Raw genomic sequence first — 20,792 nt, forward strand, 5'->3', positions numbered from 1 at the left:
ACGCGCCGAAGCAGCACCGAAAATGCCGACAGCTGAGCCGACAAAGATATTCACGGCCATTGTTTTTCGGCTCGCCCACCGCTAGCCTCGATTTGTGCGAGTGTCGGTGGTCATTCCGAACCACAACAAGGAAAAGACGATCCGGGCCTGCCTCACAGCGGTTTATGCGCAGACCCACACTCCGGCCGAGGTGGTCGTGGTCGACGATGCCAGCACCGACCGGTCGCGGGAGATCGTCGCCGAATTCGACTGCACGCTGGTGGCATTCCCGGTGAACCGGGGAGTGTCGGCGGCCCGCAACGCGGGCGCGGCGCGGGCCGACGGGGACGTGCTCCTCTTCGTCGACTCCGACATCGCGCTGGCCCCGGACGCGCTGGCGGTCGCGTTGCGCACGCTGCGCGAGCACCCGGCCTGCGGGGTGGTGCAGGGCATCTACGACCTGCACCCGCTCTTCGCGGACGGGCCGGTCGAGTCCTACAAGACGCTGTTCGAGCACTTCTGGCGGCGGCGCGACGCCGGGGTCAGCGCGTCCACCATGTTCGCCCTGACGGCGGTGCCGCGTGCGGTGTTCGAGCTGGTCGGCGGCTTCGACGAGCGGCTGCGCGACGCCGAGGACATCGAGTTCGGCACCCGGCTGCCGGCGGCGTACGAGATCCGTACGAGCGCCGAGATGGTCGGCCGGCACGACGACGTGGACCGGCTGTGGCCGTACCTGTCGGAGCTGTTCCGCCGCGCGTTGACGTACTCGGACGCGGTGGTGCTGGCCCGCTGGGCGCCCCGTTCCGAGCCCGATCCACCGGCCGACGAACGTAGCCCGCACCGGGTCGACCTGGCCTCGGTCGCGGGCATGCTGGGCAGCGCGTTCGCGGTGGCCTCCCTGCCCCTGGCCGCCGTCTCGGCCTGGCTGCTGGTCGTGCCGGCGGCCCTGCTGGCGGTCTTCCTCGTCGCCGACCGGGAGCTGCTGGCCTTCGCGTTCCGCCAGCGGGGGCCGGTCTTCCTGCTCTACGCCACGGCGATGCGTTTCCTCACCCATCTGACCGAGTTCGCCGGGCTCTCCATCGGCGTGGGCCGGTCCCTCGCCCTGCGGTTCCGCCCGGGTCGGGCCCGCCCGGCGGCGCTGGGAGCCCGACGATGACACCCGAGCCCGACGCGGTCCCGACCGCAGCACCGACCCCGGCACCCCGGACCGGGGCGAACTGGTGGCGGCTGGTCAACCAGGCGCTGGTCGTGGTGTTCGTGGTGGGGCTGACGGTCGGGCTGGTGCTGTTCGTCCGCGACCAGGACTGGGCGCCGGTCCGGGAGCTGGCCGCCCAACTGGACCCGGTACGGCTCACTGCCGCCCTGGTCGTGGCCCTGCTGATCAACGCCTCCGGGTTGCTGCTCGGGATGCTCTCCTGGCGGGCCCTCTTCGTCGACCTGGGTGCGCCGGTGAACCGGTGGACCGCGTACCGGCTGTTCTTCGTCGGGTTCCTGGCCAAGTTCGTGCCCGGCCGGTTCGTCGCCCTGCCGGTGCTGCTCCGGATGGGCAAGGAGATCAACGTCGGGCCGGTTCGGTTGGCCGGCGTGTTCATGCTGAGCTGGGTGGTGGTGGCGCTGACCGGGGCCACGGTCGCGCTCGCCGCCGGACCGGCCGTGCTCGGCGGCGCCACCGGCTGGCTGCTGCTCGCCACCGTGCCGCTGGTGGTCCTGTTCGCCCGCCCGGACCTGCTCAACCGGGGGCTGGCCACCGCGGCCCGGCTGCTGCGGCGGCAACCACCGGAGGTCACCGCCTCCACGGCCGGCCTGCGTCGGGCGATCACGTCGCAGTCGCTGTCCTGGGTGGTCTCCGGACACCACCTCTGGCTCCTCGCGGTCACCGCCGGTGCCCCGCCCGCGAAGTCCTACCTGATCTGCGTCGCCGGGTTCGCCGCCGCCACGGTGGCGGGACTGGTCGTCATGATCGCCCCGGACGGCCTCGGCGTGCGGGAGGCCGTGCTCCTGGTCGGCCTGGCCACGGTGATGCCGCTGTCGGTCGCCACCCCGGTGGTGCTGGCCAGCCGACTGGTCTGCGCGCTCAGCGAGGTCGCGATCGGGGCCGGCGGGCTGCTGCTCGCCCAGTACATGCACCGCCGCCGGACCGTGCTCGACCGCACCGCCGATCCGGCCCTGGCCGGCTGAATTCACCGAAAGACGAGAACTGTCCCGTTAACCGCGACCAGGAATGTCGGTGATCCCATGTCCAACGGCTTCGTCCGGGCACTGTCGCGACTGACCAGAATTCCGGTACGGATATTCGTGCGCCCCAACCGCAGAATCAACGCGGCGATGTGGGACACCCAGTACGCGCTCGGTCTGTGGAACTATCTGGACGACATGTCCGACGGGACCGTACCGCTGTCGCTGATCGAGACCTGGGCCCCGCAGCCGACAATTCTCGACCTCGGCTGTGGCACCAGCGCGAATCTGCCGCTGGCGCCCGGGTCGTACCGGCATTACCACGGTGTGGACATCAGTCGTAAGGCGATCGCACAGGCGCGGGCGCTGCGCCGGGCCGACACCTCGTTCGACGTCGCCGACATCCGCACCTTCGACTCGTCCGACCGGTACGACGCGATCCTGCTGCGCGAGGTCATCTACTACCTGTCCGCGGCCGAGTCCGCCGCCCTGCTGCGCCGGCTGCCCACGCTGCTCACCCCGCGCGGGCGGATCGTGGTGCAGGTCTACGACGTGTCCCAGAACGAGGAGTTCGTGGAGGTCATCCGGACCTGCGGGGTGCCCGTGGTCGCCGAGGTGCCGACCGGGCGTGGCGAGGGGCCGACCGGCGCGTTCTTCGTGCTCGCCGCCACCAACGACGAAACGGCGTCGGCGGAGTCGGGCCCGGCGGCAACGGCGCCGCCGGAGTCACGGTCGGCGGCCGGCTGAGTGACCGGTCCGGGCGTCACGCCCCGCGACCGGTCTGGTCGCGGGACGGGCCGACGGGCCGCCCCCCGTACGGCCCGCCGTCGGGCTCAGACCGAGACGCGGCGGTCCCACCAGGGGCGTACCGCGACCGGTTCGCTGCGCAGCAGTCTGCGGTGCAGGTCCTGCAACTGGTGTCCCGGCTCCACCCCGAGCCGGTCGGCCAGGGTGATCCGGGCGTCCTCGAAGGCGGTGAGCGCCTCTGCCCGCCGCGAGGTCTGGCCGAGGGCGACCAGCAACAGTTCCCAGAGCCGCTCCCGCATCGGCTGCTCGGCGAGCATCCAGCGCAGCTCGGAGATCAGGTTCTCGTCGTCACCGAGCAGCAGCCGTACGCCCGTGGTCTCCTCCACCACGTCCTGGCGCAGCTCGGTGAGCCGGATCCGCTCGGCCTCCGCGAGCGGGCCGGTCGCCTCCTGGAGCGCCGGACCCGACCACCGGCCCAGCGCCTGCTGGAACAGCCGCAGGGCCTGCGGCAGGTCCGACTGGGCCCGCGCCGCGCGGGCCAGCTTCACGTCCCACTCGAACCGGGTGATGTCGACCGTCCCGTCCGGGATGTCGAGCGTGTATCCGGGACGGGTGGAGCGCAGCACCTGGGCCAGTGCGGGCGGACGCCCCTGCGGTTCGAGCACCCGCCGCAGCCGCCCGATGTAGGTGTGCACCATGTTCTCCACCGAGTTCGGCCGCCGCCCGACCCAGATCGCGTCGACGATCTGCGCCACCGACATCACCATCCCGCTGCGCAGGGCGAGCACCGCCAACACCTCCCGCTGCCGTGGTGTGCCCAGGTAGAGCGCGTAGCCGCAACGTTCGGTCCGGATCGGCCCGAGCAGCGAAATCGTAAGGTCATCGTCCGGCATAGGTCTCTCCCACCCAAGCTGTCGACCGGCGTCGCCCGGCTTCCCATCGGCGCTGGTCTGCCCCGGTGGGGACCGACCCGGCACGCTCACGCCTCACCTGCCGTCTTCGGGGGTGACGAACCGCAGACCCCGCTCCAGCAGCCGGGGCAGCACGGTTTCCAGGGCCTCGACGGTCTGCGAGCGGTCCCCGCCGCCGTCGTGGCAGAGCAGCACCTGACCGGCCCGGCCGCGCGACAGCGACCGGGTGATCCGGGGTACGCCGGGACTGCGCCAGTCGCTCGGGTTAACCGTCCAGTCAACAGCGGTCAAGCCGAGATCCGCCGTGGTACGCAGGACGTCGCGGGACCAGTTGCCGCCGGGCGCCCGGAACAGTCGTGGGCGTACGCCGACGGCCTGCTCGATCTCGGCCTGGGTCCCGGCGATCTCGTCCCGGATCCGCTGCCGGTCGAGCGCGGCGAAGGGTTGCGGGTGCGACATCGAGTGGTTGCCGATGGCGTGACCGGCGGCCACGACCCGGCGGGCCAGGTCGGGGCGCTCGCGTACCCGGTCGCCGATGAGGAAGAAGGTGGCCCGGACCCGGTGCCGGTCGAGCAGGTCGAGCATCCGGGGCGTCCACTCGGGATGCGGGCCGTCATCGATGGTCAACGCCACCCCCTGCCCCGGTACGCCGAACGCCGGCCAGTGCGGCCCGCCGAGCGTCGCCCGCCGGCTCAGGAACTGCTGGCTCCGGATGGCGAAGAACAGGTAGTGCAGTGCCTGGGCGGACAGGTACGCCCAGGGTCGGACGCCCCGGTCCGGCGAGCCGCTCATCGGGGCAGTTCCGCGTTCGGTAGCCGGCTCGGTCCGAAGTCCCGGTCGAGCAGGTGCCGGATCCCGCCGACCGCCGCGCCGGCCGCGATGGTGAGCTGGACCAGCAGGTGCACCCCGAAGAAGAAGGTCACGAATCCGGGGCCGCGTTGGCGCAGCACGAACCGGAGCAGGCCCGGGTCGGCCGCGGCGAACAGGGCGAAGAAACCCACCGGCAGCAGCAGGAACAGCGGGCCGAGCAGCACGAACGGGACCGAGAGCGGCACCAGCGCGGCGGTGAGCAGGCTGGCCGGTCCGTTGGCCCGGATCCCGGCCGGTCCCCGTTCGGCCAGGGCGACCGGCACCAGCAGCTGGGAGCGGCCGAACTGCTTGCGCAGCAGCTTGCCGAGGTGGCTGTCGTCGTCGTGCCGGCAGACGACGGTGTCGGTGAGTACGGTCGCGTACCGCTGGGCGAGCCGGTCACCGAACTCGACGTCCTCGGAGGCGCGAAGCTTCTCGTCGAAGAGGCCGACCTCGGTGAAGGCGACGCGGCGGGTGACGCAGACCGCGAACAGGGTGGTCCGGACCCGGCCGACGTTGCGCAACCGCCAGTAGTGGCCGTGCAGCAGCCGGTACGCCTCGACCGGCCCGTCGTCGAACATCGGCTCCAGCGCGTAGATGCCGTGTACGCAGGCGACGTCGGGCTGGTCGCGGAGAATCGCCAGGGCGTTGTCCAGCGCGTCCGGCTCGGGTGCGCAGTCGGAGTCGAGGAAGAACAGCATCTCGCCGGTGCTGGCCAGAATTCCCCGGTTACGAGCTGCCGCCGGTCCCATATTGTGGTCGGCGATCAGCAGCCGGCACGGGAACTCGGCGGCGATGGCCCGGGTTTCGTCGGTGCTGGCGTCGTCGACGACGATAACCTCGGTGGTCGGATGTTGCTGTGCGTAGACGGCTTCCAGGCAGGCTCGCAGGGTTTTCGCGCTGTTGTACGTGGGGATGATGACCGACACCGTCGGGCGCATGATCAACACCTCACCGGGCGTAGGGGCAAATGGTCTAGACATTGACGCATCGAAAACGATCGTGTCGCGACCACGCTATCTAGCCGCATTCGGACTGGCAAGCGTTGCCTTGAGTAGTCAAGGTTCCGTCCAGGGCCGGTCCAGAAAAGATTCCGGACCGAACTATAGCGTCGCAGTATGTCCAATTTGGTCAGCCTCGACGATTGCGACCGGCTCACTGTTCGTGAGGTTCATGACCTCTATCGCCGATACGTCAACGCCAGCCAGGTCAGCCTCATGACCTCGTTCGGGTTCGGCCGCGAATTGGTCGACCACGCCGAGGGCGCGTACCTGGTGCTCAAGGACGGGCGGCGCATCCTCGACCTCACCGGCGGCGTGGGCGTGCTCAACCACGGGCACAACCACCCCCGCATCGTGGCCGCCCGCCAGCGGTTCGCCGACCAACGGCGGATGGAGGTGCACAAGACGTACTTCTCGCCCTACCTGGCCGCGCTCGGGCACAACCTGGCCCAGCTGCTCCCCGGCGACCTCTCGATGTCCTTCCTGCCGAACTCCGGCGCGGAGGCGGTCGAGGGCGCGGTGAAGCTGGCCTACAAGTACCACCGGGGTCGGCGCGGCACCATCCTGCGGGCGGACTGCGGATTCCACGGGAAGCTGCTCGGATCGGGCGGGCTGACCGGCCAACCGTCGTTCGCCTTCCCCACCATTCCCGGCATCGTTCCCTTTACCTACGGCGATCTGGACTCGGTCCGGGCCGCGCTGGCCGCCCATCCGGACGACATTTACGCCATCATCGTCGAGCCGTTCAGCGCGTCGACCATACAGTGGTGCGACGAGGATTTCCTTCGTGGACTCCGCGAGCTGTGCACTCAGCACGACATAGTTCTCATCTTCGATGAGATTTACACCGGCTGGGGCAAGACCGGCAGCTTGTTCTATTTCATGCGCTATCCCGGGCTGGTGCCGGATGTGCTCACCACGAGCAAGTCCTTTGGCGGCGGGAAGTCCTCCATCTCGGCGTTTGTCGCCCGCGAGCCGATTTTCCGCAAGGCGTACGACAACCTGACCGACGCGCTGTTGCAGAGCACCAGCACCACCTACTACGGGATGGGCGAGGAGTGCGTGACCGCGCTGGAGGCCATCAACATCGTGGTCGAGGACGACTACCCGGGCCGGGCCCGGGAGCTGGAACGGGTACTGGAGCCGGCGCTGCAGCGGCTCGCCAAGGAGTTCCCGGACGCGGTGGGCCGGGTCGCCGGTGCCGGGGCGCTGTGGGGCGTACACATCGACGGCGGCCCGAAGATCCTCGACCTGGTGGCGAAGATCGCCCCGTCCGGCATGGCCCGCGACCCGAGGTTCAAGGCCAAGCTGGTGACCTGCGCCGTGATCAACGCGCTCTACCAGGACCACCAGATCTTCACCTACTACACCCTCAACGGGCTCAACCCGCTGATCCTCGGCCCCTCGCTGGTCACCGAGCCGGTCGACGTGCAGCGCGCCACCGACGCGCTCGGCGAGGTGCTGAGCCAGGGCCTGACCCGGCTGCTCACCCGGTTCGTGGCGCAGAAGGTGGGATCGTCGCTGTGGTGATCACCATCACCGGGGCAGCCGGCATGCTCGGCGGCCGACTGGCCGAACGCCTCGCCGCCGACGGGCACCACGTCCAGGGCGTTGACCTGCGGTCCGGGCCGGGCGTCACCGTCGTCGGCGACATCCGCGACCCACGGGTGATGGACCGGGCCACCGCCGGTGCCCACACCCTGATCCACTGCGCGGCGGCACTGCCCAGCTACCCGGCCAACGAAATCCGCTCGATCATCGTCGACGGCACCGAGAACGTGCTCGGCGCGGCCCACCGGGCGCGGGTACGACACATCGTCCACGTCTCCTCCACCGCCGTGTACGGGCTGCCGAAGCTCGTACCGACCCCGGAGGAGCACCCGCGTACCCCGGTCGACACCTACAGCGCGGCCAAGGCCGCCGCCGAGGAGGTCGCCGAACGGTACCGGGCCACCGGCACCAAGCTGTCGATCCTGCGGCCGAAGACCTTCCTCGGACCGGGGCGGATGGGACTGTTCGCCATGCTCTTCGAGTGGGCCGAGGAGGGTCGCAACTTCCCCGTACTCGGTCGCGGCGACGTACGGATCCAGATGTTCGCCGTGGACGACCTGGTGGACGCCGTGGTCACCGTCCTGCACGCGCCGGACGACGCGGCCAACGACACGTACAACCTCGGGGCGGAGCGGTTCGACACGCTGCGGGCCGACTTCCAGGCCGTACTGGACGCGGCCGGACACGGCAAACGGGTCGTCTCGCTGCCGGCCCGGCCCGCGCTGGCCGCACTCGACCTGCTGGAGCGCACCAAGCTCTCCCCCGTGTACGGCCGGCTGCTGCACAAACTCATGGGCGACTCGTACGTCAGCATCGACAAGGCCCAGCAGCGCCTCGGCTTCGCCCCCAAGCTGTCCAACTCCGACGCGATCCTGCGCACCTACGAGTGGTGGCGCGAACAGCGACACCGGACCGAGCCCGCGCAGCGTGGACGGACCAGCCGCGATCCCTGGAAACAGGGCGCTCTGGCCTTCGCGAAGATCTTCTTCTGACCGGAGGGCCCCATCGTGACCGCCGTCGAGACCACGGTCGAGCGGACCGTCCCCGCCGCCGCTCCCCGCCGACTTGTCCGTGCCCCCGCGCTGGCCCGGCACCTCATCACGCTGACCCGACCCGGCCACTGGGTCAAGAACATCCTGGCCGTACCCCTGGCGTTGGTCGACGCACCGGCCTGGAACGCCTCGACCCTGCTGCGGATCGGCTGGGCGGTGCTGGCGTTCACCCTCGCCTCGTCGCTGATCTACGTGGTCAACGACATCGCCGACCGCCGGCTGGACCGGGAACACCCGGTCAAGAAACACCGGCCGATCGCCGCCGGCCACGTACCGGTGCCACTGGCCTGGCTGCTCGCCACCGCGCTGGCCGCGATGCTGGTGACCACCGTCCTCGCCGGGCCGAACATGTCCTGGCTGCCGCTGGTGGTCTACCTCGGGCTCAGCGCCGCCTACAGCCGGCGGCTCAAACACCTGCCGCTGCTCGACATCTGCGTGGTCGCCGCCGGGTTCGTGCTGCGCGTCCTCCAGGGGTACGCGGCCACCGACGGGCCCGCGTCCGGTCTGCTGCTGACCGCCGTCTTCACCGGTTGTCTGGTGCTGATCCTGGGCAAACGGCGGGCCGAGATCGCCGTCGCCGGGGTGTCCCACCGGCCCGCGCTGGCCGGTTACAACGTCTCGCTCGCCGACCACCTGCTCGGGCTCAACGCCTCGCTGGCCGCCGCCACCTTCCTGCTCTACCTCCACACGGAGGCGCCGATCGACCCGCTCCGCCCGGCCGTGCTGCTGGTCGTGGTGCCGCTGGGACTGCTCGCCGCCTTCCGCTACCTTCAATCGGTCCTGGTGCTCCAGCTCGGCGGCGACCCCATCCGGGCCCTGCTCCGGGACCCCATGATCGTGACCAGCGCCGCCCTGATCGGCACCGCGCTGGCCGTGGCGGAGGTCGCTGCCCGCTATCCGGAACTGCTGACATGGATGGACAGATGAACAAGCCGCTCGTCTCGGTCATCGTGCCGAACTTCAACTACGCCCGCGCCCTCGGCATGTGCCTCACCTCGCTCAAGGCGCAGACGTATCCGCACCTCGAAATCATCGTGGTGGACGACTGCAGCACCGACGACTCGGTGGCGGTCGCGCGGTCGTACGGCGCCCGGGTGCTGCGTACGCCGGAGAACTCCGGACCGGCGGCGGCCCGCAACCTGGGCGCGGCGAACGCCACCGGCGAGATCCTCTTCTTCATCGACTCCGACGTGGCCGCCAAGCCCGACGCGGTCGCGAACGCGGTCGAGGTGCTCGCCTCCGACCCCGAGATCGGGGCGGTCTGCGGCAACTACGACCCGGTGCCGCTGATCCGCGACAGCCTGGTCGAGGAGTACCGCTGCCTGCAACAGTCCTACTGGCTGATCGCCGACGAGGGCCGGATCATGACCCTCTACACGGCGCTGCTGGCCATCCCGGCACCGGTCTTCGCCGAGATCGGGCCGTTCAACCCCCGGCTGCGCGAGACCGAGAACGCCGACTACGGGCTACGCCTGGCCCAGCGCTACCAGATCTGGCTGACCCCACGGGTACGCGGCGTGCACGACCACGACCACGAGCTGAAGGTGCTGGTCCGCAAGGTCTTCACCCGTACCGCCCTGCACATCCCCATGTACGCCCACAAACCCGAGTTCCCCGGCGGGCTGAGCAGCGGGCCCCGGGCCTGGGTGAGCATCGCGGCGCTGGCGACCGTACTGACGCTGGTCCTGCCGGTGCTGTTCGGGCCGGTGTTCCTGCTGGTCCCGCTGGCTTCCTTCGCCGCGTTCGTCGCCGGTGACCTGCCGATGTACCGGTTCGTCCTACGGGAACGCCATCCGCTGTTCCTGATCTACTTCGTCGCGATGCACTTCTTCCTCAACCTGGTGATCGCGGCCGCCGCGATGACCGGGGTGATCGCCTGGCTGGCCTCGGCACGGTTCCGCCGGCTCTACAACCGACCGGAGGCGGCGACCCGATGAACCCCCAACCACTCGTCTCGGTGATCGTGCCGAACTACAACTACGCCGAGTCGCTGGACCTGTGCCTGCGCTCGATTCTCGACCAGACGTACCCGAACATCGAGATCCTGGTGGTCGACGACTGCAGTACGGACCAGTCGATCGAGGTCGCCGAGACCCTCGGCGTACGGGTGATCAGCACCGGGGTGAACGGCGGCTGCGGGCAGGCCCGCAACATCGGCGCCGCGAACACCAGCGGCGACCTGCTCTGTTACGTCGACTCCGACCTGGTGATGGCGCCCGACGCGGTGGCCAACGCGGTACGCCTGCTCGCCGGTGACCCGACCATCGGGGCGGTGTGCGGCATCGAGGACCCCGAGCCGCTGCTGCACGACACCGCCGTGGCCCGGTACCGGGGCCTGCAGTACCACTACTGGTCGATCAGCTCCGAGGGTGACATCTCGTTCCTCTTCCCCGCCGTCTGCGTGATCCGGCGGGACGTCTTCGACGAGATCGGCCCGTTCAACCCGGCGCTGCGGCAGACCGAGGAGGTCGACTACGGCTACCGGCTGACCCGGCGCTACCGGATGGTGCTCACCTCCGACGTGCACGGCCGGCACGACCACGACCACGAACTGCGCGGGCTGCTGCGCAAGCTGTTCCACCGGGGACGGCTGCGGATCCCGCTGTACGCGCGCGCCCGCCGGTTCAGCAAGGGCTTCGAGACGGCGTCCCGTGCCGGGGGCAGCCTGGCCGCGTTCGCCGTACTGCCCGCGCTGGTGGCGCCGCTGCTGTTCGGCCCGTGGGCGGCGGTGCTCCCGGCCGGTCTGCTGGTCACCTCGCTCGCCCTCGACGCCGGCATGTACGGCTTCGTCTACCGCCGGCACGGCCTGCCCTTCCTGGCCTTCTTCGCCGCGCTGCACTTCGTCGTGAACGTGACGATCACCCTCGGGGTCGCCACCGGCGCGGTGCAGTGGCTCGTCTCCCGGACCTTCCGGGGGCTGTACGACGCATCGTTCCCGGTCGACGGGCGGCCACTGCGGGGCGCGGCGTAACGCTCGCACGCTCGCGGGTGGCGCGACGGCCGCGATCGTGCTTACATTGGTGGCGGAACGGCCGGTCATCTCCCCCCGTGGATGCCCGGCCTTTCTTTTTGCCCTCCGCCCGTCCGGGGTGACCTGCGCTTCCGTGCGACATGCTGCCGCTCGGCACCGGGCTGCCAGACCCGGGCCGAGCGGCAACGTGTCGAGATGATTCCGGTCGCGCTCGGGCGCGGCGACGGTCAGCCGAAGCAGTTCTGCACCGTGACCGGGCTGCCCACGCAGTTGGTCGGGCGGTTGTCGATGACGACCGACCGGTCGTCGACCGATACCTGCGCGGCGCTGGCGAAGACCCCGCCGGGCGGCAGCACCGAGTCGTTGCGGCTCACCCGGGTCTCGGTCAGGGTGAGGCTGCCGGCGATGGTGAAGATGCCGGCGCCCTGCGACTGCTCGCCGTTGGCCCGGTTCGAGTCGATCAGGCTCTTGCGCAGGATCACGCCACCGAGCACGTTATACACCCCGCCACCGTTGCTCCGGGTGGTGTTCTCGCTGATCATGCTCTTCTCGACGACGGCCTGGCCGCTGGCGTTGTAGATCCCGCCACCGAAACCGCCGGCACCGTTGCGGACAACCTCCGCGTGCCGTACGTACAGCGAGCCGTCGATGTTGAAGATGCCGCCGCCGGCCGCGGTGTCGGCGGTGCTCTGGTTGTCGCTCACCGCGCTGTACTCGATCTTGGTCACGCCGCCGCCGGTGGCGTAGACCCCACCGCCCAGCCCCGTGGCGACGTTGTCCAGGACCTCGGCGTAACGCAGTACGACACTGCCGCCCTCGTTCGCGACCCCGCCACCGTCACGGATGGTGTTGTTGCCGCCCACCTCGGCGCCGTCCACACCGAGGAACCCGGTGCTGTAGACACCGCCGCCGTCGCCGAGGGCGCTGTTGTCGTTGACCTTGGTGACGTACTCGTGGGTGTCGTGGTCCCAGCTCTCCTTGCTCCAGCCGTCGTCGGTCCAGCTCTCCGGACGGGCGTCGGAGCCCTCGGTCGAGCCGTTCGCGGCACCGTCCGGAGCCGCGCTGCTCGACCCCGCCGACGGCTCCGGGTCCTCCGGCTCGGCCGAGGCGGTCGGTTCGGCCGGATCCTTCGGCTCGGCACCCGACGAGACGGCGCCGTCCTTGGTGGAGATGATCCAGGTGATGCCGTGGTTGGCGATCCCGCCACCGGTCGTGGCGCTGCGGTTCTCGACGATCGAGCTGTCCTCGACCGTCGCCTTGCCGCCGGGCTGGACCAGCAGTCCGCCGCCGCCGAGATCGCTGCGGTCGTCCCCGCCCCGGACGGTGACGTCGTGCAGGGTCAGCTCCCCGCCGGGACCGACGTTGAAGATGCGGAACGGGGAGGCACCCGCCGCCCGTTCGATCGTCGCCCCCTCGCCCTTGATCGCGATCGGCTGGGTGATGACCGGCAACCCGTCCGGCCCCTGGTACGACGTGAGGGTGTAGGTGCAGCCCTTGCTGAGCTTGAGCTTGGCCCCGTCGCGCGCGTTCGCCTCGACGATCGCGGAGATCAACGTGTTGGGGTCGCAGCCGACCTCCAGGGCCTCCCTGTCCCATTCGGCGCGCCAGCCGCCGGGATCCTGGCCACCGGTGTCGTCGCCCGCCACAGCGCCGTCGCGCGCCTGCGCGCTGCTGCCCAGTCTCGGCAGTCCCATCGCATCCGTCGCTGCCGCAACAGCGGGCACACCGCTCATTCCCGCCACCGCCGCCAGGCTGGCCACACCGACCAGGCTGGCCGCGCCTGTCGCGTACCTGCGCGCCCGGCGCCCGTTCCCGAACAGTGCGGACCGGCCTTCGACCACCCGCCCCAGGACACTCTGAAGTTTCGGTAGTTGGTTGGACATACCGTTACCTGACCCTTCCTCCTACGTGCCATGCCGACACGGCCACAAACGGGGTCGCGGCCACTGTTTGTCACCGTAGGCGGAGGTTCCCGGCAATGCGGGCTTATATGAAGACTTCACACATTTGGTACACGCGCCCGCCGGAAGAGTGATCACTTGTCTGCGGCCGCTACCGTTCAGACATGACCGGCGGGGCGCACCGTCGCCGGCACGACCCGACGCCGGGCAGGTAGGCAGGCGACCACGATCAGTACAGTAGGGGCGTGTCTCTATGGATCGCCGCAATGTGGGGACTTGTCGGCAGCGCCGTCTCCGAAGCGCTGAACCTCTACGCCATGATGCGCCCGACAACCGAGTCGAAGGGACGATGGCAGTGGCCCTGGCGAGACAAGCGGGACCGTCCAATAGTGATGTTCGCCGTCGCGCTGCGGGCCCTCGCCGGCACCGGGCTCGCGGCCGCCGCCTGGGCCGGTGGACTTGCCACGACAGCCTTCGCGACGTTCACCTTCGGCGTGGCGGCACCCCTGGTCATCGCCAAGATGTTCGACCAGATCCGGGTGCTCGACCAACCGTCGTCCACGAAGGACACCGACCGGGGAGGGACCGACGATGACGCCGCGTGACGGTTTCCTCCGGCAACTGACCAGGGCACTCGCGGCCCGGCCGTCCACCACCACGGCGTCCGTACCGCTGCCGACCCGCACCCGGTTCGCGGCGGCACTCGCGGCCAGACCCGTCACCCGCAGCCGGGGCCTGACCGACCTCACGATCGGGGCCGACGACAAGCTCACCGACCAGGTCAAGTGGGTGGTGGCCCACCTGCTCGGCACCACCGCCGACCAGCTGCGGGTCGACTCCGACGGAGACATCGGCGTCCGCGCCGGGTCGGCGATCATCTTCGTACGGGCCCAGGAGGATCCGCCGCTGGTCGACGTCTTCTCCCCGCTGCTCACCGGGGTCCAGCCGACCGACTCGCTCTACCGGCGACTCTCCGACCTCACCAACGAGATGCCGATCGGCCGGATCTACTGCACCGGGGACACGATCTGGGCCTCCGTCCCGGTCTTCGGGCAGGATTTCCAACCCACGCACCTGCTGCTGGCGATCCAGACGATGATCACGCTCGCCGACGATCTCGACGACCACCTCCGGGAGGAGTTCGGCGGCAGCCGGTTCTTCGGGGCGGAGTCGTCCGGGCTGGTGCCCGTACCGGATCCGACCGGCTATCTGCGCAACCTCGCCGACTCGGGTGAGTCCCGCGCCGGGCGCGTACTGGCGGACCTGTTGGCCGACCGGGGGCGTACCGACGAGCTACGGATGCGCGCCGAGAGCGGCAACGGGCACGCCGCCGCCCGGCTCGCCGCCCTCCTGCACGACCAGGGCCACACCGACGAGGCCGAGCACTTCTGGCGGCTCGCGGTCGACCAGGGCGAACCGAGCGCCCGACCCGAACTGGCCGACCTGCTCGTCGCACGCGGACGCGTCGAGGAGGCGATCGACCTGCTCCGCGCCGGTACGGAGGACGACTGGCGCACCACCGGCCTCCTGCTCGCCCTGCTCACCCGGCAGAACCGCACCACCGAAGCCCTCCACCTGCTGCACTCCCACAATCCACCCGCTCCCTAGTGCCGCGTGTCGCAAATAGTTGGATAGTTGGAGTTTGAAATCTTTTGGGGCATGGCGAATCGTCCTGCCCCTGCTCTGGTTCTTCGTGATGGTGATCGCGAGGAGTTGGAACGCTGGACTCGTTCGGACCGGTTCGAAGCGGCGGCTGCCAAGCGTGCGCGGTGCTGAGCTGGCGCGGTCGTTGTGCGGAGCGTGGGATCGCGGGTCTGGCTAACGCGCCTCGTCCGGGTCGACCTCGGGAGTTCGATCATCGGCAGATCGTGACCGAGACGTCACCGATCCCGAGTTCGTCGGCAAGGTCATCGCCATCTGCGGGCTCTACCTCGGCGTGCACGACAGGGTGCCCGAGAGCGCGATCGTGCTCTGTGTGGATGAGAAGTCTCAGATCCAGGTCCTGGACCGGAGCGTGCCGATCCTGCCGGATCACACAGGCCGCACAGCCGCCCAATTGCCTCACTCGGTCAGCACGGGGCAGCCGAGACAGCCAGCCCAAACCGAGAAGCCTGTTCAGCGGGCTTCTGCGCCGAGGGCGATGTCGAAGCCGGCGCCGTTGCGGGCCAGCCCCATTAGCAGGACGCCGGCCCATTCAAGGACCGAGGCCATCGCTAGCCCTCCGGCGTCGAGAGGCCGCAAGTCGATGCTCTTCAGAAGCGCCGCGACTTGGGCCTTCGCCTCGGCGTCGTCCCCGGCAAGAAACGCGTCCAGGGGCTTGTCGTGAGCGAGGACGTGGCCGAATATCGAGTTCATCGCCTTCACGACCGGTGTGCCCTCGGGGGCGGCAGCGGCGATCTCCTGGGCCGCTGAGCGGCCCGGGGTAGTCGCGAGCCCGTCGGCGTCGGCATTGAAGGGATTGGAGATGTCGACGAGGATCTTGCCGGCCAACGCGTCGTCGTAGCGAAGGACCACGTCGACTGCGCCGGTGTACGGGACGGCCACGATGACGATGTCACCTGCCGGCGTTGCACCGAACGCGCCGACGGTGGCTCCATTGCCGATCTGGTCGGCCAGCGCCTGAGCCTTGGCAGTGTTGCGACTCATGAGCTCGACGGTGTGGCCGTGCTTCGCCGCCCGGGTGCCGATGGCGGTGGCCATGTTGCCCGAGCCGATGATGCTGATGGTGGTCATGACGTTTCCTTTGCTGTCGAGGGATCAGCTGCTGGGTATTGGGGGGTCTTGCCGGTGTGGTGGGCTGCGTCGGGAGCGTTGGCCGTGCAGCAGTGAGGCGGAGTGCTAAGAGCGTTCGCGGGCGACGTGTTCGCGTACGGCGGGGATGGTTTCCGCGGCGAAGCGTTCGAGTACGTCCGAGTCGTCGCTGGCCAGGATGAAGACGCTGACACCGTCCTCGACGGCCATCTGGGCCAGTGCCTCCGGAGTCTGCTGACCCGGGAAGATGTTCAGCAGCCGGGTGATCTCGCGAGGGTCGCGGTTAGCGGCCCGGGCGGCGTCGTCGATGATCGCGTTTCCCTTCGGGAGGCCGCCTGGCTCCATGACCGGCAGCGACGGCAACCAGCCATCGGCCTTGCGTCCCACCAGATCCTGCATCTTCGGCTTGTGGGCTCCGAGCCAGATTGGGATCTCGTGTGCGGGCGCGGGTCCGCGCTCGGCGCCGTGGACCGAATAGAACTCCCCGTCGACATCCAGTCGGCCGGGCCCGTCGGCGTCCCACACCCCGCGGATCACGTCGATCGCCTCGCTCAACGCCGCCACTGCCTGCGGCGGGGTCAATCGACGTCCGCCGGTCGCCTGCACCGCGTCCCAGTAGAAGCCGGCCCCGAGCCCGAGGCTCATCCGAGCACCGGAGAGCAGGTCGAGGCTGGCGGCCGCGCGGGCGAGCACGGCGGGGGGCTGACGCAGCGGCAGGTTGAGCACATTGCCGGACAGACCGATGCGCTCGGTCCGCGCGGCCACCCAACTCAGCAGAGTCCAGGTATCGAGAAAGCTCGACTGGTAGGGATGATCCTGGAAGGTGACGAAGTCGAAACCGAGCCGCTCACTGAGCTGCGCCAACTCGACCGGACGGGTCGCCGGGGAGTTCGTGGGACCGATAAAAGTTGCGAAACGCAGGGGATGGCCATAGTCAGGCATCGATGCCTCCTTCGGTCGTTCGTGTGTGGTCAGCCGCGACGCGACGTCGTCGCCCACAGCGTGTTTGTCAGATCAGGGCGCAGAGTCACGACCTGGGCGGTGACGACGACGCCCAGAGCCATCCACCGTCGCTCGTAGTAGGGATTGTGTGGAGACGTCGATTGCGCAGCGTCGGCTTTCGCGACGACTGAGACGCGGGGGCCCGGAGGGCTCGATACTGCTCATTTCCCTGGTCCTCGTGCGGTTAGGTCGGAGCGCCGACATGAAGCGCTCCTCTGGTCGTCGCTCGCCCGCTAGATCTGGCTGAACCCGCCGTCGACGACTAGGTTTGCGCCGGTGATGAAGTTGGCGTCCGAGGAGGCCAGGAACAGTGCAGCAGCCCCGATTTCCTCGCTGGTTCCCAGCCGTCCCAGCGGGATGGCGGCGGTGATCTGCTCCCGAAACTCGGGGGATACGGTGCTGAAGAGCGCCGTGTCGATCGAACCGGGACTGACGACATTTACCCGGATGCCGCGGACCTTCAGTTCCGCGGCCCAGGTGCGCGCGAGTGAACGAACGGCGGCCTTGCTCGCCGAGTAGATCCCGGCACCGGGGATGCCCTTGGTAGCGCTGGTCGTGCCGTTCAGGATGATTGACGCGCCGTCGCTCATCAGCGGCAGCAGATACTGAACGGTGAACACGGTGCCGCGGAAGTTCACGCCCACCAGCGCATCGAACGTACCCGGGGTGATGCTTCCCAACGGATCGGACACCGACCCGAGGCCGGCGCTCGCAAACAGGACATCGACTCGTCCGTGATGCTCCCGCACGGTCTCGGCCAAGCGAGCCAGGTCGTTCAGATTTCCCGAGTCCGCCTGCACACCCGTCACGTTGTGGCCAATGGAGGCGACCGCCTCGTCCAGTCTCTGCCTGTTTCGTCCGGTGATGAACACGTAGGCACCTTCGGCCACGAACAACTTGGCCGTCGCCAACCCCATCCCAGAGGTTGCTCCAGTGATCACGGCGACCTTGCCATCAAGCTTGGGCATGTTGACCCTCATCCTTCTGTCGGCCGATCGGCCGATCGGTGTGCGGACCTGCGGGGTACGCGGGGCCGGCGGGTTGACGCCAGTTGTGCGAAGCGCTCCGTACACGGCGCTGGTCTTCCGTTCATGACTGCATGCCTACCGTAGCAGATGCGTGCGCACGCACCTAACTTCGAGGGCATCCAGTTACCGGGTATGCTGGTGGGCGTGAGGGCACCCGTGTCGCAACCGCGAATCATTTCCCCGGACCAGGTCAAGGGCTGGTTTGCGCTGCTGTTCACCCACGCCACGGTTACCGGGCGGATCGACGCCACGCTGATGGACCAGCACAAGATCTCGTTCAGCACCGTCGAGATCCTGTGCTGGCTCCTGGAAACCGAGCCTCAGTCGATTCGAGGTCTGTCTGGCGAACTTGTCAGCGTGAGCCCGACCCGAGCATCACGGTTGGTCCAGGAACTGATCGATGCCGGGCACCTCCAGCGTGGCGCCGACCAAGGCGATGGGCGGGTGTCGCTCATCAGCTTCACCAAGAGCGGACGGCACTTCGCCGAGACAGTCAGACGAACCTTCGAGGATTCGGTCAAGAAATATTTCGTCGATCTCCTCGACGACGACGACATTGCTGCCATCATCCGAATTTGGGCCAAGCTCGAAAACGCAGAAGGTCCTGGTGGCGTAGATTTGAAGTAGTTGGACGGTTGGCTTTTGCGAGGACCTGTTCCGCGGTCTTGGTCCAGACAAAGGGGTGTGAGACGAGGTTCATCCACGAGGCGTGGGTCGGGGCGAAGTGCACGACGAACCTGGGTCTCGGCCAGCCAGGCACGGACATTGGCGTGCTTGTGTGCGGCGTGGTTGTCCATCACCAGGTGCAGCTCGACCGGGGTCCCGGCCTCGTCGATGACGTGGCGGTAGGCAGGCTCGAATCGAAGTGTTGGAGACCTTGAGCCGCTCGGCCAGGAGCCGGGTCGACCAGTGCGTCACGCCGAGCTTCTTCGGCGGCGGCTTCAACGTCTCGGTCACGATCTGGCGATGATCGAACTCCCGAGGCCGACCCGGACGAGGCGCGTTAGCCAGACCCGCGATCCCACGCTCCGCACAACGACCGCGCCGGCTCAGCACCGTCGTCACGGTCGCATCGCACACCTGCGCGATGCGCGTGTCCGCAACCCCGTCGGCGGCCAACAAGACGATCCGCGCCCGCTTGGCAGCCGCCGCTCCGAACCGGTCCGAACGAGTCCAGCGTTCCAACTCCTCGCGATCACCATCACGAAGAACCAGAGCAGGGGCAGGACGATTCGCCATGCCCCAAAAGATTTCAAACTCCAACTATCCAACTATTTGCGACACGCGGCACTGGCCGGGGGGTCTGCGAGGCGCGGATGGCGTCGCGGTGCTCGCGCATCGAGTCGACCATCAACCGCATGAAGCGGTGTACGACCTCCAACTCCTGCTCGGTGAACTGCTCCATCACCAGGTCGCTGCGCTGGCCGAGCGGGCGGAAGAACTCCACCGCGACCCGGGCGCCCCGGTCGGCGTACCGGAGGAAGACCTTGCGCCGGTCGGCGGTGTCGCGGTCCTGGCGGATGTGGCCGGCCCGCTCCAACCGGTCGATCAGCGCGGTGACCGACCCGGACGAGAGGTCGAGCTGCTCCCCCAGCCGGCCCAGCGTGATCAGCTCGCCCCGGCGCTCCGCGTGCATCACCGCGATCAACGCCTGTAGGTCGGTCACGCCCAGGCCGTGCAACGCGGCGAACGCGTGCCCGATGTGCTGGGCGTCCACGGTGTAGTTGCGCAGGTCGGCGGTGATCTCACCGGCGAGGACCGCCCGTGGCGTGTCCCTGCGCCGATACATGCCGTCCGCCCACCTGGCCGCGACCCGGCAGCGGGTCGTCGACGCAGGGCCGCGGAGCTGCGCCGGATCGAACGCGATCTGCACGACGGGGCCCAGGCCCGCACCGTGGCCGCCGACATGACCGCGATGGATCCGATCTGCGCGAGGCTCGTGCGGGCCCCCGTCTCCGTCGAGAAGCACATCAGCAACATCCTCGCCAGGCTGGACCTGCCACCCGCCGACGACGCCCACCGCCGCGTCCGCGCCGTCCTGGCCCACCTCAACGCGCCGATCTAGGGCGGATACGTGTTTGTCGATCTCCGACCACCCCCATTTGCCCTAGATCGCGGGAGGGAGGGGTGGGGTTACGGTGGGCGGCATGGGACAGGTGACACGGTGGGTGAGTGAGACGAAGCCGGGACATTCGCAGTGGTACGTCGAGCGGTTCCGGCAGTTGGCCGCCGAGGGGGCGGACCTGGCAGGTGAGGCACGGTTGGTCGACACGATCGTGGCTCCCGGTGCCCGGATCCTGGACGCCGGCTGCGGCAGTGGACGGGTCGCCGCCGAACTGGCCGCGCGCGGTCACCGGGTGGTGGCCGTCGACGCCGACCCGCTGCTGATCGATGCCGCCCGCGCCGACCACCCCGGCCTGGACCTGCTCGTCGGTGACCTGGCCGAACTCGACATGCCCTCGGCCGGGCAACCCGATCCGTTCGACGCCGTGGTGGTCGCCGGCAACGTGATGCTGTACGTCGCCCCCGGCACCGAGGCCGCCGTACTGGCCCGACTGGCGGCGCACGTACGGCCGGACGGGCCGGTGGTGGTCGGTTTCGGTACCGGCCGGGGTTACCCGTTGGTCGACTTCGACGCCCACGCGGTGGCCGCCGGACTGGTGGTGGAACAGCGCTTCGCCACCTGGGACCTGCGCCCGTGGCGAGCCGACGCCGACTTCGCGGTGACCATCCTGCGCCGCCCACCGGCCTGACCCGCTCCGCTGGCACATCAGGTGCGAGCGTGCATCGGCCGGCCCGGGGGGGGGGGGGGGGGGGGGGGGGGGGACCCCTGGGGGGGGGGGGGGAGGGGGGGCGAGGGCGAGGACGGGGGAT

At 69.3% G+C, this 20,792-nt stretch carries 22 protein-coding genes and 1 pseudogene; 14 read left to right on the forward strand and 9 right to left on the reverse strand.

Annotation, left to right across the window (positions count from 1 at the left end; genetic code table 11):
• Nucleotides 1–94: 94 nt before the first annotated feature.
• Genes ACZ6QQ_RS25815 through ACZ6QQ_RS25825 form a run of 3 tightly spaced genes read left to right on the forward strand, consistent with a single transcriptional unit; the run spans nucleotide 95 to nucleotide 2,901 of the window.
• Nucleotides 95–1,135: a glycosyltransferase family 2 protein gene (locus tag ACZ6QQ_RS25815; RefSeq protein ID WP_465879739.1), complete on the forward strand. Its 1,041-nt coding sequence runs from the start codon at nucleotides 95–97 to the stop codon at nucleotides 1,133–1,135.
• Nucleotides 1,132–2,157, forward strand: coding sequence for a lysylphosphatidylglycerol synthase domain-containing protein (locus ACZ6QQ_RS25820; protein WP_465879741.1), 1,026 nt, complete (start codon nucleotides 1,132–1,134; stop codon nucleotides 2,155–2,157). Before ACZ6QQ_RS25815 ends, ACZ6QQ_RS25820 begins: the two co-directional genes overlap by 4 nt.
• A gap of 57 nt (nucleotides 2,158–2,214) precedes the next feature.
• Nucleotides 2,215–2,901 (forward strand): class I SAM-dependent methyltransferase, encoded by a 687-nt coding sequence (locus ACZ6QQ_RS25825; protein ID WP_465879742.1) that lies wholly within the window; start codon nucleotides 2,215–2,217, stop codon nucleotides 2,899–2,901.
• Between the two features lie 86 nt (nucleotides 2,902–2,987).
• Here ACZ6QQ_RS25825 and ACZ6QQ_RS25830 read toward each other — a convergent pair whose 3' ends face one another.
• The 3 genes from ACZ6QQ_RS25830 to ACZ6QQ_RS25840 form a co-directional block, all read right to left on the reverse strand.
• Nucleotides 2,988–3,794 carry an AfsR/SARP family transcriptional regulator gene (locus ACZ6QQ_RS25830; protein ID WP_465879743.1) on the reverse strand — a complete coding sequence of 269 codons (807 nt, stop codon included), beginning with the start codon at nucleotides 3,792–3,794 and terminating at the stop codon, nucleotides 2,988–2,990.
• 93 nt (nucleotides 3,795–3,887) lie between these two features.
• Nucleotides 3,888–4,604 (reverse strand): polysaccharide deacetylase family protein, encoded by a 717-nt coding sequence (locus ACZ6QQ_RS25835; RefSeq protein ID WP_465879744.1) that lies wholly within the window; start codon nucleotides 4,602–4,604, stop codon nucleotides 3,888–3,890.
• A complete protein-coding gene (locus ACZ6QQ_RS25840; RefSeq protein ID WP_465879745.1) occupies nucleotides 4,601–5,611 on the reverse strand; it encodes a glycosyltransferase family 2 protein in 1,011 nt (336 codons plus the stop codon). The genes ACZ6QQ_RS25835 and ACZ6QQ_RS25840 overlap by 4 nt, the downstream gene beginning before the upstream one ends.
• A 267-nt stretch (nucleotides 5,612–5,878) precedes the next feature.
• Here ACZ6QQ_RS25840 and ACZ6QQ_RS25845 point away from each other — a divergent pair, with 267 nt between their 5' ends.
• Genes ACZ6QQ_RS25845 through ACZ6QQ_RS25865 form a run of 5 tightly spaced genes read left to right on the forward strand, consistent with a single transcriptional unit; the run spans nucleotide 5,879 to nucleotide 11,236 of the window.
• Nucleotides 5,879–7,192: an aspartate aminotransferase family protein gene (locus ACZ6QQ_RS25845; RefSeq protein WP_465879843.1), complete on the forward strand. Its 1,314-nt coding sequence runs from the start codon at nucleotides 5,879–5,881 to the stop codon at nucleotides 7,190–7,192.
• Nucleotides 7,186–8,205, forward strand: coding sequence for an NAD-dependent epimerase/dehydratase family protein (locus tag ACZ6QQ_RS25850; RefSeq protein WP_465879746.1), 1,020 nt, complete (start codon nucleotides 7,186–7,188; stop codon nucleotides 8,203–8,205). Before ACZ6QQ_RS25845 ends, ACZ6QQ_RS25850 begins: the two co-directional genes overlap by 7 nt.
• 15 nt (nucleotides 8,206–8,220) lie before the next feature.
• Nucleotides 8,221–9,192, forward strand: coding sequence for a UbiA prenyltransferase family protein (locus ACZ6QQ_RS25855; RefSeq protein ID WP_465879748.1), 972 nt, complete (start codon nucleotides 8,221–8,223; stop codon nucleotides 9,190–9,192).
• Nucleotides 9,189–10,202 carry a glycosyltransferase family 2 protein gene (locus ACZ6QQ_RS25860; protein ID WP_465879749.1) on the forward strand — a complete coding sequence of 338 codons (1,014 nt, stop codon included), beginning with the start codon at nucleotides 9,189–9,191 and terminating at the stop codon, nucleotides 10,200–10,202. Before ACZ6QQ_RS25855 ends, ACZ6QQ_RS25860 begins: the two co-directional genes overlap by 4 nt.
• Nucleotides 10,199–11,236 (forward strand): glycosyltransferase family 2 protein, encoded by a 1,038-nt coding sequence (locus ACZ6QQ_RS25865; protein ID WP_465879750.1) that lies wholly within the window; start codon nucleotides 10,199–10,201, stop codon nucleotides 11,234–11,236. The genes ACZ6QQ_RS25860 and ACZ6QQ_RS25865 overlap by 4 nt, the downstream gene beginning before the upstream one ends.
• Nucleotides 11,237–11,463: 227 nt before the next feature.
• On the opposite strand, the gene ACZ6QQ_RS25870 is transcribed toward ACZ6QQ_RS25865, so the two are convergent.
• The gene (locus tag ACZ6QQ_RS25870; protein ID WP_465879752.1) at nucleotides 11,464–13,119 is read right to left on the reverse strand and encodes a hypothetical protein; all 1,656 of its coding nucleotides are present in this window, start codon (nucleotides 13,117–13,119) and stop codon (nucleotides 11,464–11,466) included.
• Between the two features lie 263 nt (nucleotides 13,120–13,382).
• Here ACZ6QQ_RS25870 and ACZ6QQ_RS25875 point away from each other — a divergent pair, with 263 nt between their 5' ends.
• From ACZ6QQ_RS25875 to ACZ6QQ_RS25885, 3 genes and pseudogenes are all read left to right on the forward strand, one after another.
• Nucleotides 13,383–13,742 (forward strand): hypothetical protein, encoded by a 360-nt coding sequence (locus ACZ6QQ_RS25875; protein ID WP_465879753.1) that lies wholly within the window; start codon nucleotides 13,383–13,385, stop codon nucleotides 13,740–13,742.
• Nucleotides 13,729–14,745, forward strand: coding sequence for a T3SS (YopN, CesT) and YbjN peptide-binding chaperone 1 (locus ACZ6QQ_RS25880; protein ID WP_465879754.1), 1,017 nt, complete (start codon nucleotides 13,729–13,731; stop codon nucleotides 14,743–14,745). Before ACZ6QQ_RS25875 ends, ACZ6QQ_RS25880 begins: the two co-directional genes overlap by 14 nt.
• A gap of 274 nt (nucleotides 14,746–15,019) precedes the next feature.
• Nucleotides 15,020–15,193 (forward strand): annotated as a pseudogene (locus ACZ6QQ_RS25885) (IS630 family transposase); the annotation flags it as partial.
• A gap of 59 nt (nucleotides 15,194–15,252) precedes the next feature.
• On the opposite strand, the gene ACZ6QQ_RS25890 reads toward ACZ6QQ_RS25885, so the two are convergent.
• From ACZ6QQ_RS25890 to ACZ6QQ_RS25900, 3 genes are all read right to left on the reverse strand, one after another.
• Complete coding sequence (locus ACZ6QQ_RS25890; protein WP_465879755.1) at nucleotides 15,253–15,870, reverse strand: NADPH-dependent F420 reductase; 618 nt, start codon at nucleotides 15,868–15,870, stop codon at nucleotides 15,253–15,255.
• A gap of 105 nt (nucleotides 15,871–15,975) precedes the next feature.
• The gene (locus ACZ6QQ_RS25895) at nucleotides 15,976–16,887 is read right to left on the reverse strand and encodes an LLM class flavin-dependent oxidoreductase (protein WP_465879756.1); all 912 of its coding nucleotides are present in this window, start codon (nucleotides 16,885–16,887) and stop codon (nucleotides 15,976–15,978) included.
• A gap of 236 nt (nucleotides 16,888–17,123) precedes the next feature.
• Nucleotides 17,124–17,858, reverse strand: a complete 735-nt coding sequence (locus ACZ6QQ_RS25900) for an SDR family oxidoreductase (RefSeq protein WP_465879757.1) — start codon at nucleotides 17,856–17,858, stop codon at nucleotides 17,124–17,126.
• A 147-nt stretch (nucleotides 17,859–18,005) separates the two neighbouring features.
• Between ACZ6QQ_RS25900 and ACZ6QQ_RS25905 the strand changes: the two genes are divergently transcribed.
• Nucleotides 18,006–18,545: a MarR family winged helix-turn-helix transcriptional regulator gene (locus tag ACZ6QQ_RS25905; RefSeq protein WP_465879759.1), complete on the forward strand. Its 540-nt coding sequence runs from the start codon at nucleotides 18,006–18,008 to the stop codon at nucleotides 18,543–18,545.
• A gap of 69 nt (nucleotides 18,546–18,614) precedes the next feature.
• Here the strand turns inward: ACZ6QQ_RS25905 and ACZ6QQ_RS25910 are convergent, their stop codons facing one another.
• Complete coding sequence (locus ACZ6QQ_RS25910; RefSeq protein WP_465879844.1) at nucleotides 18,615–19,157, reverse strand: helix-turn-helix domain-containing protein; 543 nt, start codon at nucleotides 19,155–19,157, stop codon at nucleotides 18,615–18,617.
• Nucleotides 19,158–19,170: 13 nt separating this feature from the next.
• Nucleotides 19,171–19,707: a MarR family winged helix-turn-helix transcriptional regulator gene (locus tag ACZ6QQ_RS25915; RefSeq protein WP_465879761.1), complete on the reverse strand. Its 537-nt coding sequence runs from the start codon at nucleotides 19,705–19,707 to the stop codon at nucleotides 19,171–19,173.
• A gap of 117 nt (nucleotides 19,708–19,824) precedes the next feature.
• Between ACZ6QQ_RS25915 and ACZ6QQ_RS25920 the strand changes: the two genes are divergently transcribed.
• Both ACZ6QQ_RS25920 and ACZ6QQ_RS25925 read left to right on the forward strand, forming a co-directional pair.
• Nucleotides 19,825–19,983, forward strand: a complete 159-nt coding sequence (locus ACZ6QQ_RS25920) for a hypothetical protein (protein ID WP_465879762.1) — start codon at nucleotides 19,825–19,827, stop codon at nucleotides 19,981–19,983.
• 82 nt (nucleotides 19,984–20,065) lie between these two features.
• Nucleotides 20,066–20,671, forward strand: coding sequence for a class I SAM-dependent methyltransferase (locus ACZ6QQ_RS25925; protein ID WP_465879763.1), 606 nt, complete (start codon nucleotides 20,066–20,068; stop codon nucleotides 20,669–20,671).
• Nucleotides 20,672–20,792: the final 121 nt, after the last annotated feature.

It is taken from the genome of Micromonospora sp. NPDC049529 (assembly GCF_055586685.1).

Bases quoted from the DNA above. Each gene is read 5' to 3' on its own strand.
- ACZ6QQ_RS25900 (WP_465879757.1), bottom strand. From the start codon at position 17,858: ATGCCCAAGCTTGATGGCAAGGTCGCCGTGATCACTGGAGCAACCTCT.
- ACZ6QQ_RS25870 (WP_465879752.1), bottom strand. From the start codon at position 13,119: ATGTCCAACCAACTACCGAAACTTCAGAGTGTCCTGGGGCGGGTGGTC.
- ACZ6QQ_RS25865 (WP_465879750.1), top strand. From the start codon at position 10,199: ATGAACCCCCAACCACTCGTCTCGGTGATCGTGCCGAACTACAACTAC.
- ACZ6QQ_RS25905 (WP_465879759.1), top strand. From the start codon at position 18,006: ATGCGTGCGCACGCACCTAACTTCGAGGGCATCCAGTTACCGGGTATG.
- ACZ6QQ_RS25920 (WP_465879762.1), top strand. From the start codon at position 19,825: ATGACCGCGATGGATCCGATCTGCGCGAGGCTCGTGCGGGCCCCCGTC.
- ACZ6QQ_RS25910 (WP_465879844.1), bottom strand. From the start codon at position 19,157: ATGGCGAATCGTCCTGCCCCTGCTCTGGTTCTTCGTGATGGTGATCGC.
- ACZ6QQ_RS25845 (WP_465879843.1), top strand. From the start codon at position 5,879: ATGACCTCGTTCGGGTTCGGCCGCGAATTGGTCGACCACGCCGAGGGC.
- ACZ6QQ_RS25880 (WP_465879754.1), top strand. From the start codon at position 13,729: ATGACGCCGCGTGACGGTTTCCTCCGGCAACTGACCAGGGCACTCGCG.
- ACZ6QQ_RS25925 (WP_465879763.1), top strand. From the start codon at position 20,066: ATGGGACAGGTGACACGGTGGGTGAGTGAGACGAAGCCGGGACATTCG.
- ACZ6QQ_RS25890 (WP_465879755.1), bottom strand. From the start codon at position 15,870: ATGACCACCATCAGCATCATCGGCTCGGGCAACATGGCCACCGCCATC.
- ACZ6QQ_RS25825 (WP_465879742.1), top strand. From the start codon at position 2,215: ATGTCCAACGGCTTCGTCCGGGCACTGTCGCGACTGACCAGAATTCCG.
- ACZ6QQ_RS25830 (WP_465879743.1), bottom strand. From the start codon at position 3,794: ATGCCGGACGATGACCTTACGATTTCGCTGCTCGGGCCGATCCGGACC.
- ACZ6QQ_RS25820 (WP_465879741.1), top strand. From the start codon at position 1,132: ATGACACCCGAGCCCGACGCGGTCCCGACCGCAGCACCGACCCCGGCA.
- ACZ6QQ_RS25860 (WP_465879749.1), top strand. From the start codon at position 9,189: ATGAACAAGCCGCTCGTCTCGGTCATCGTGCCGAACTTCAACTACGCC.
- ACZ6QQ_RS25915 (WP_465879761.1), bottom strand. From the start codon at position 19,707: ATGTATCGGCGCAGGGACACGCCACGGGCGGTCCTCGCCGGTGAGATC.
- ACZ6QQ_RS25835 (WP_465879744.1), bottom strand. From the start codon at position 4,604: ATGAGCGGCTCGCCGGACCGGGGCGTCCGACCCTGGGCGTACCTGTCC.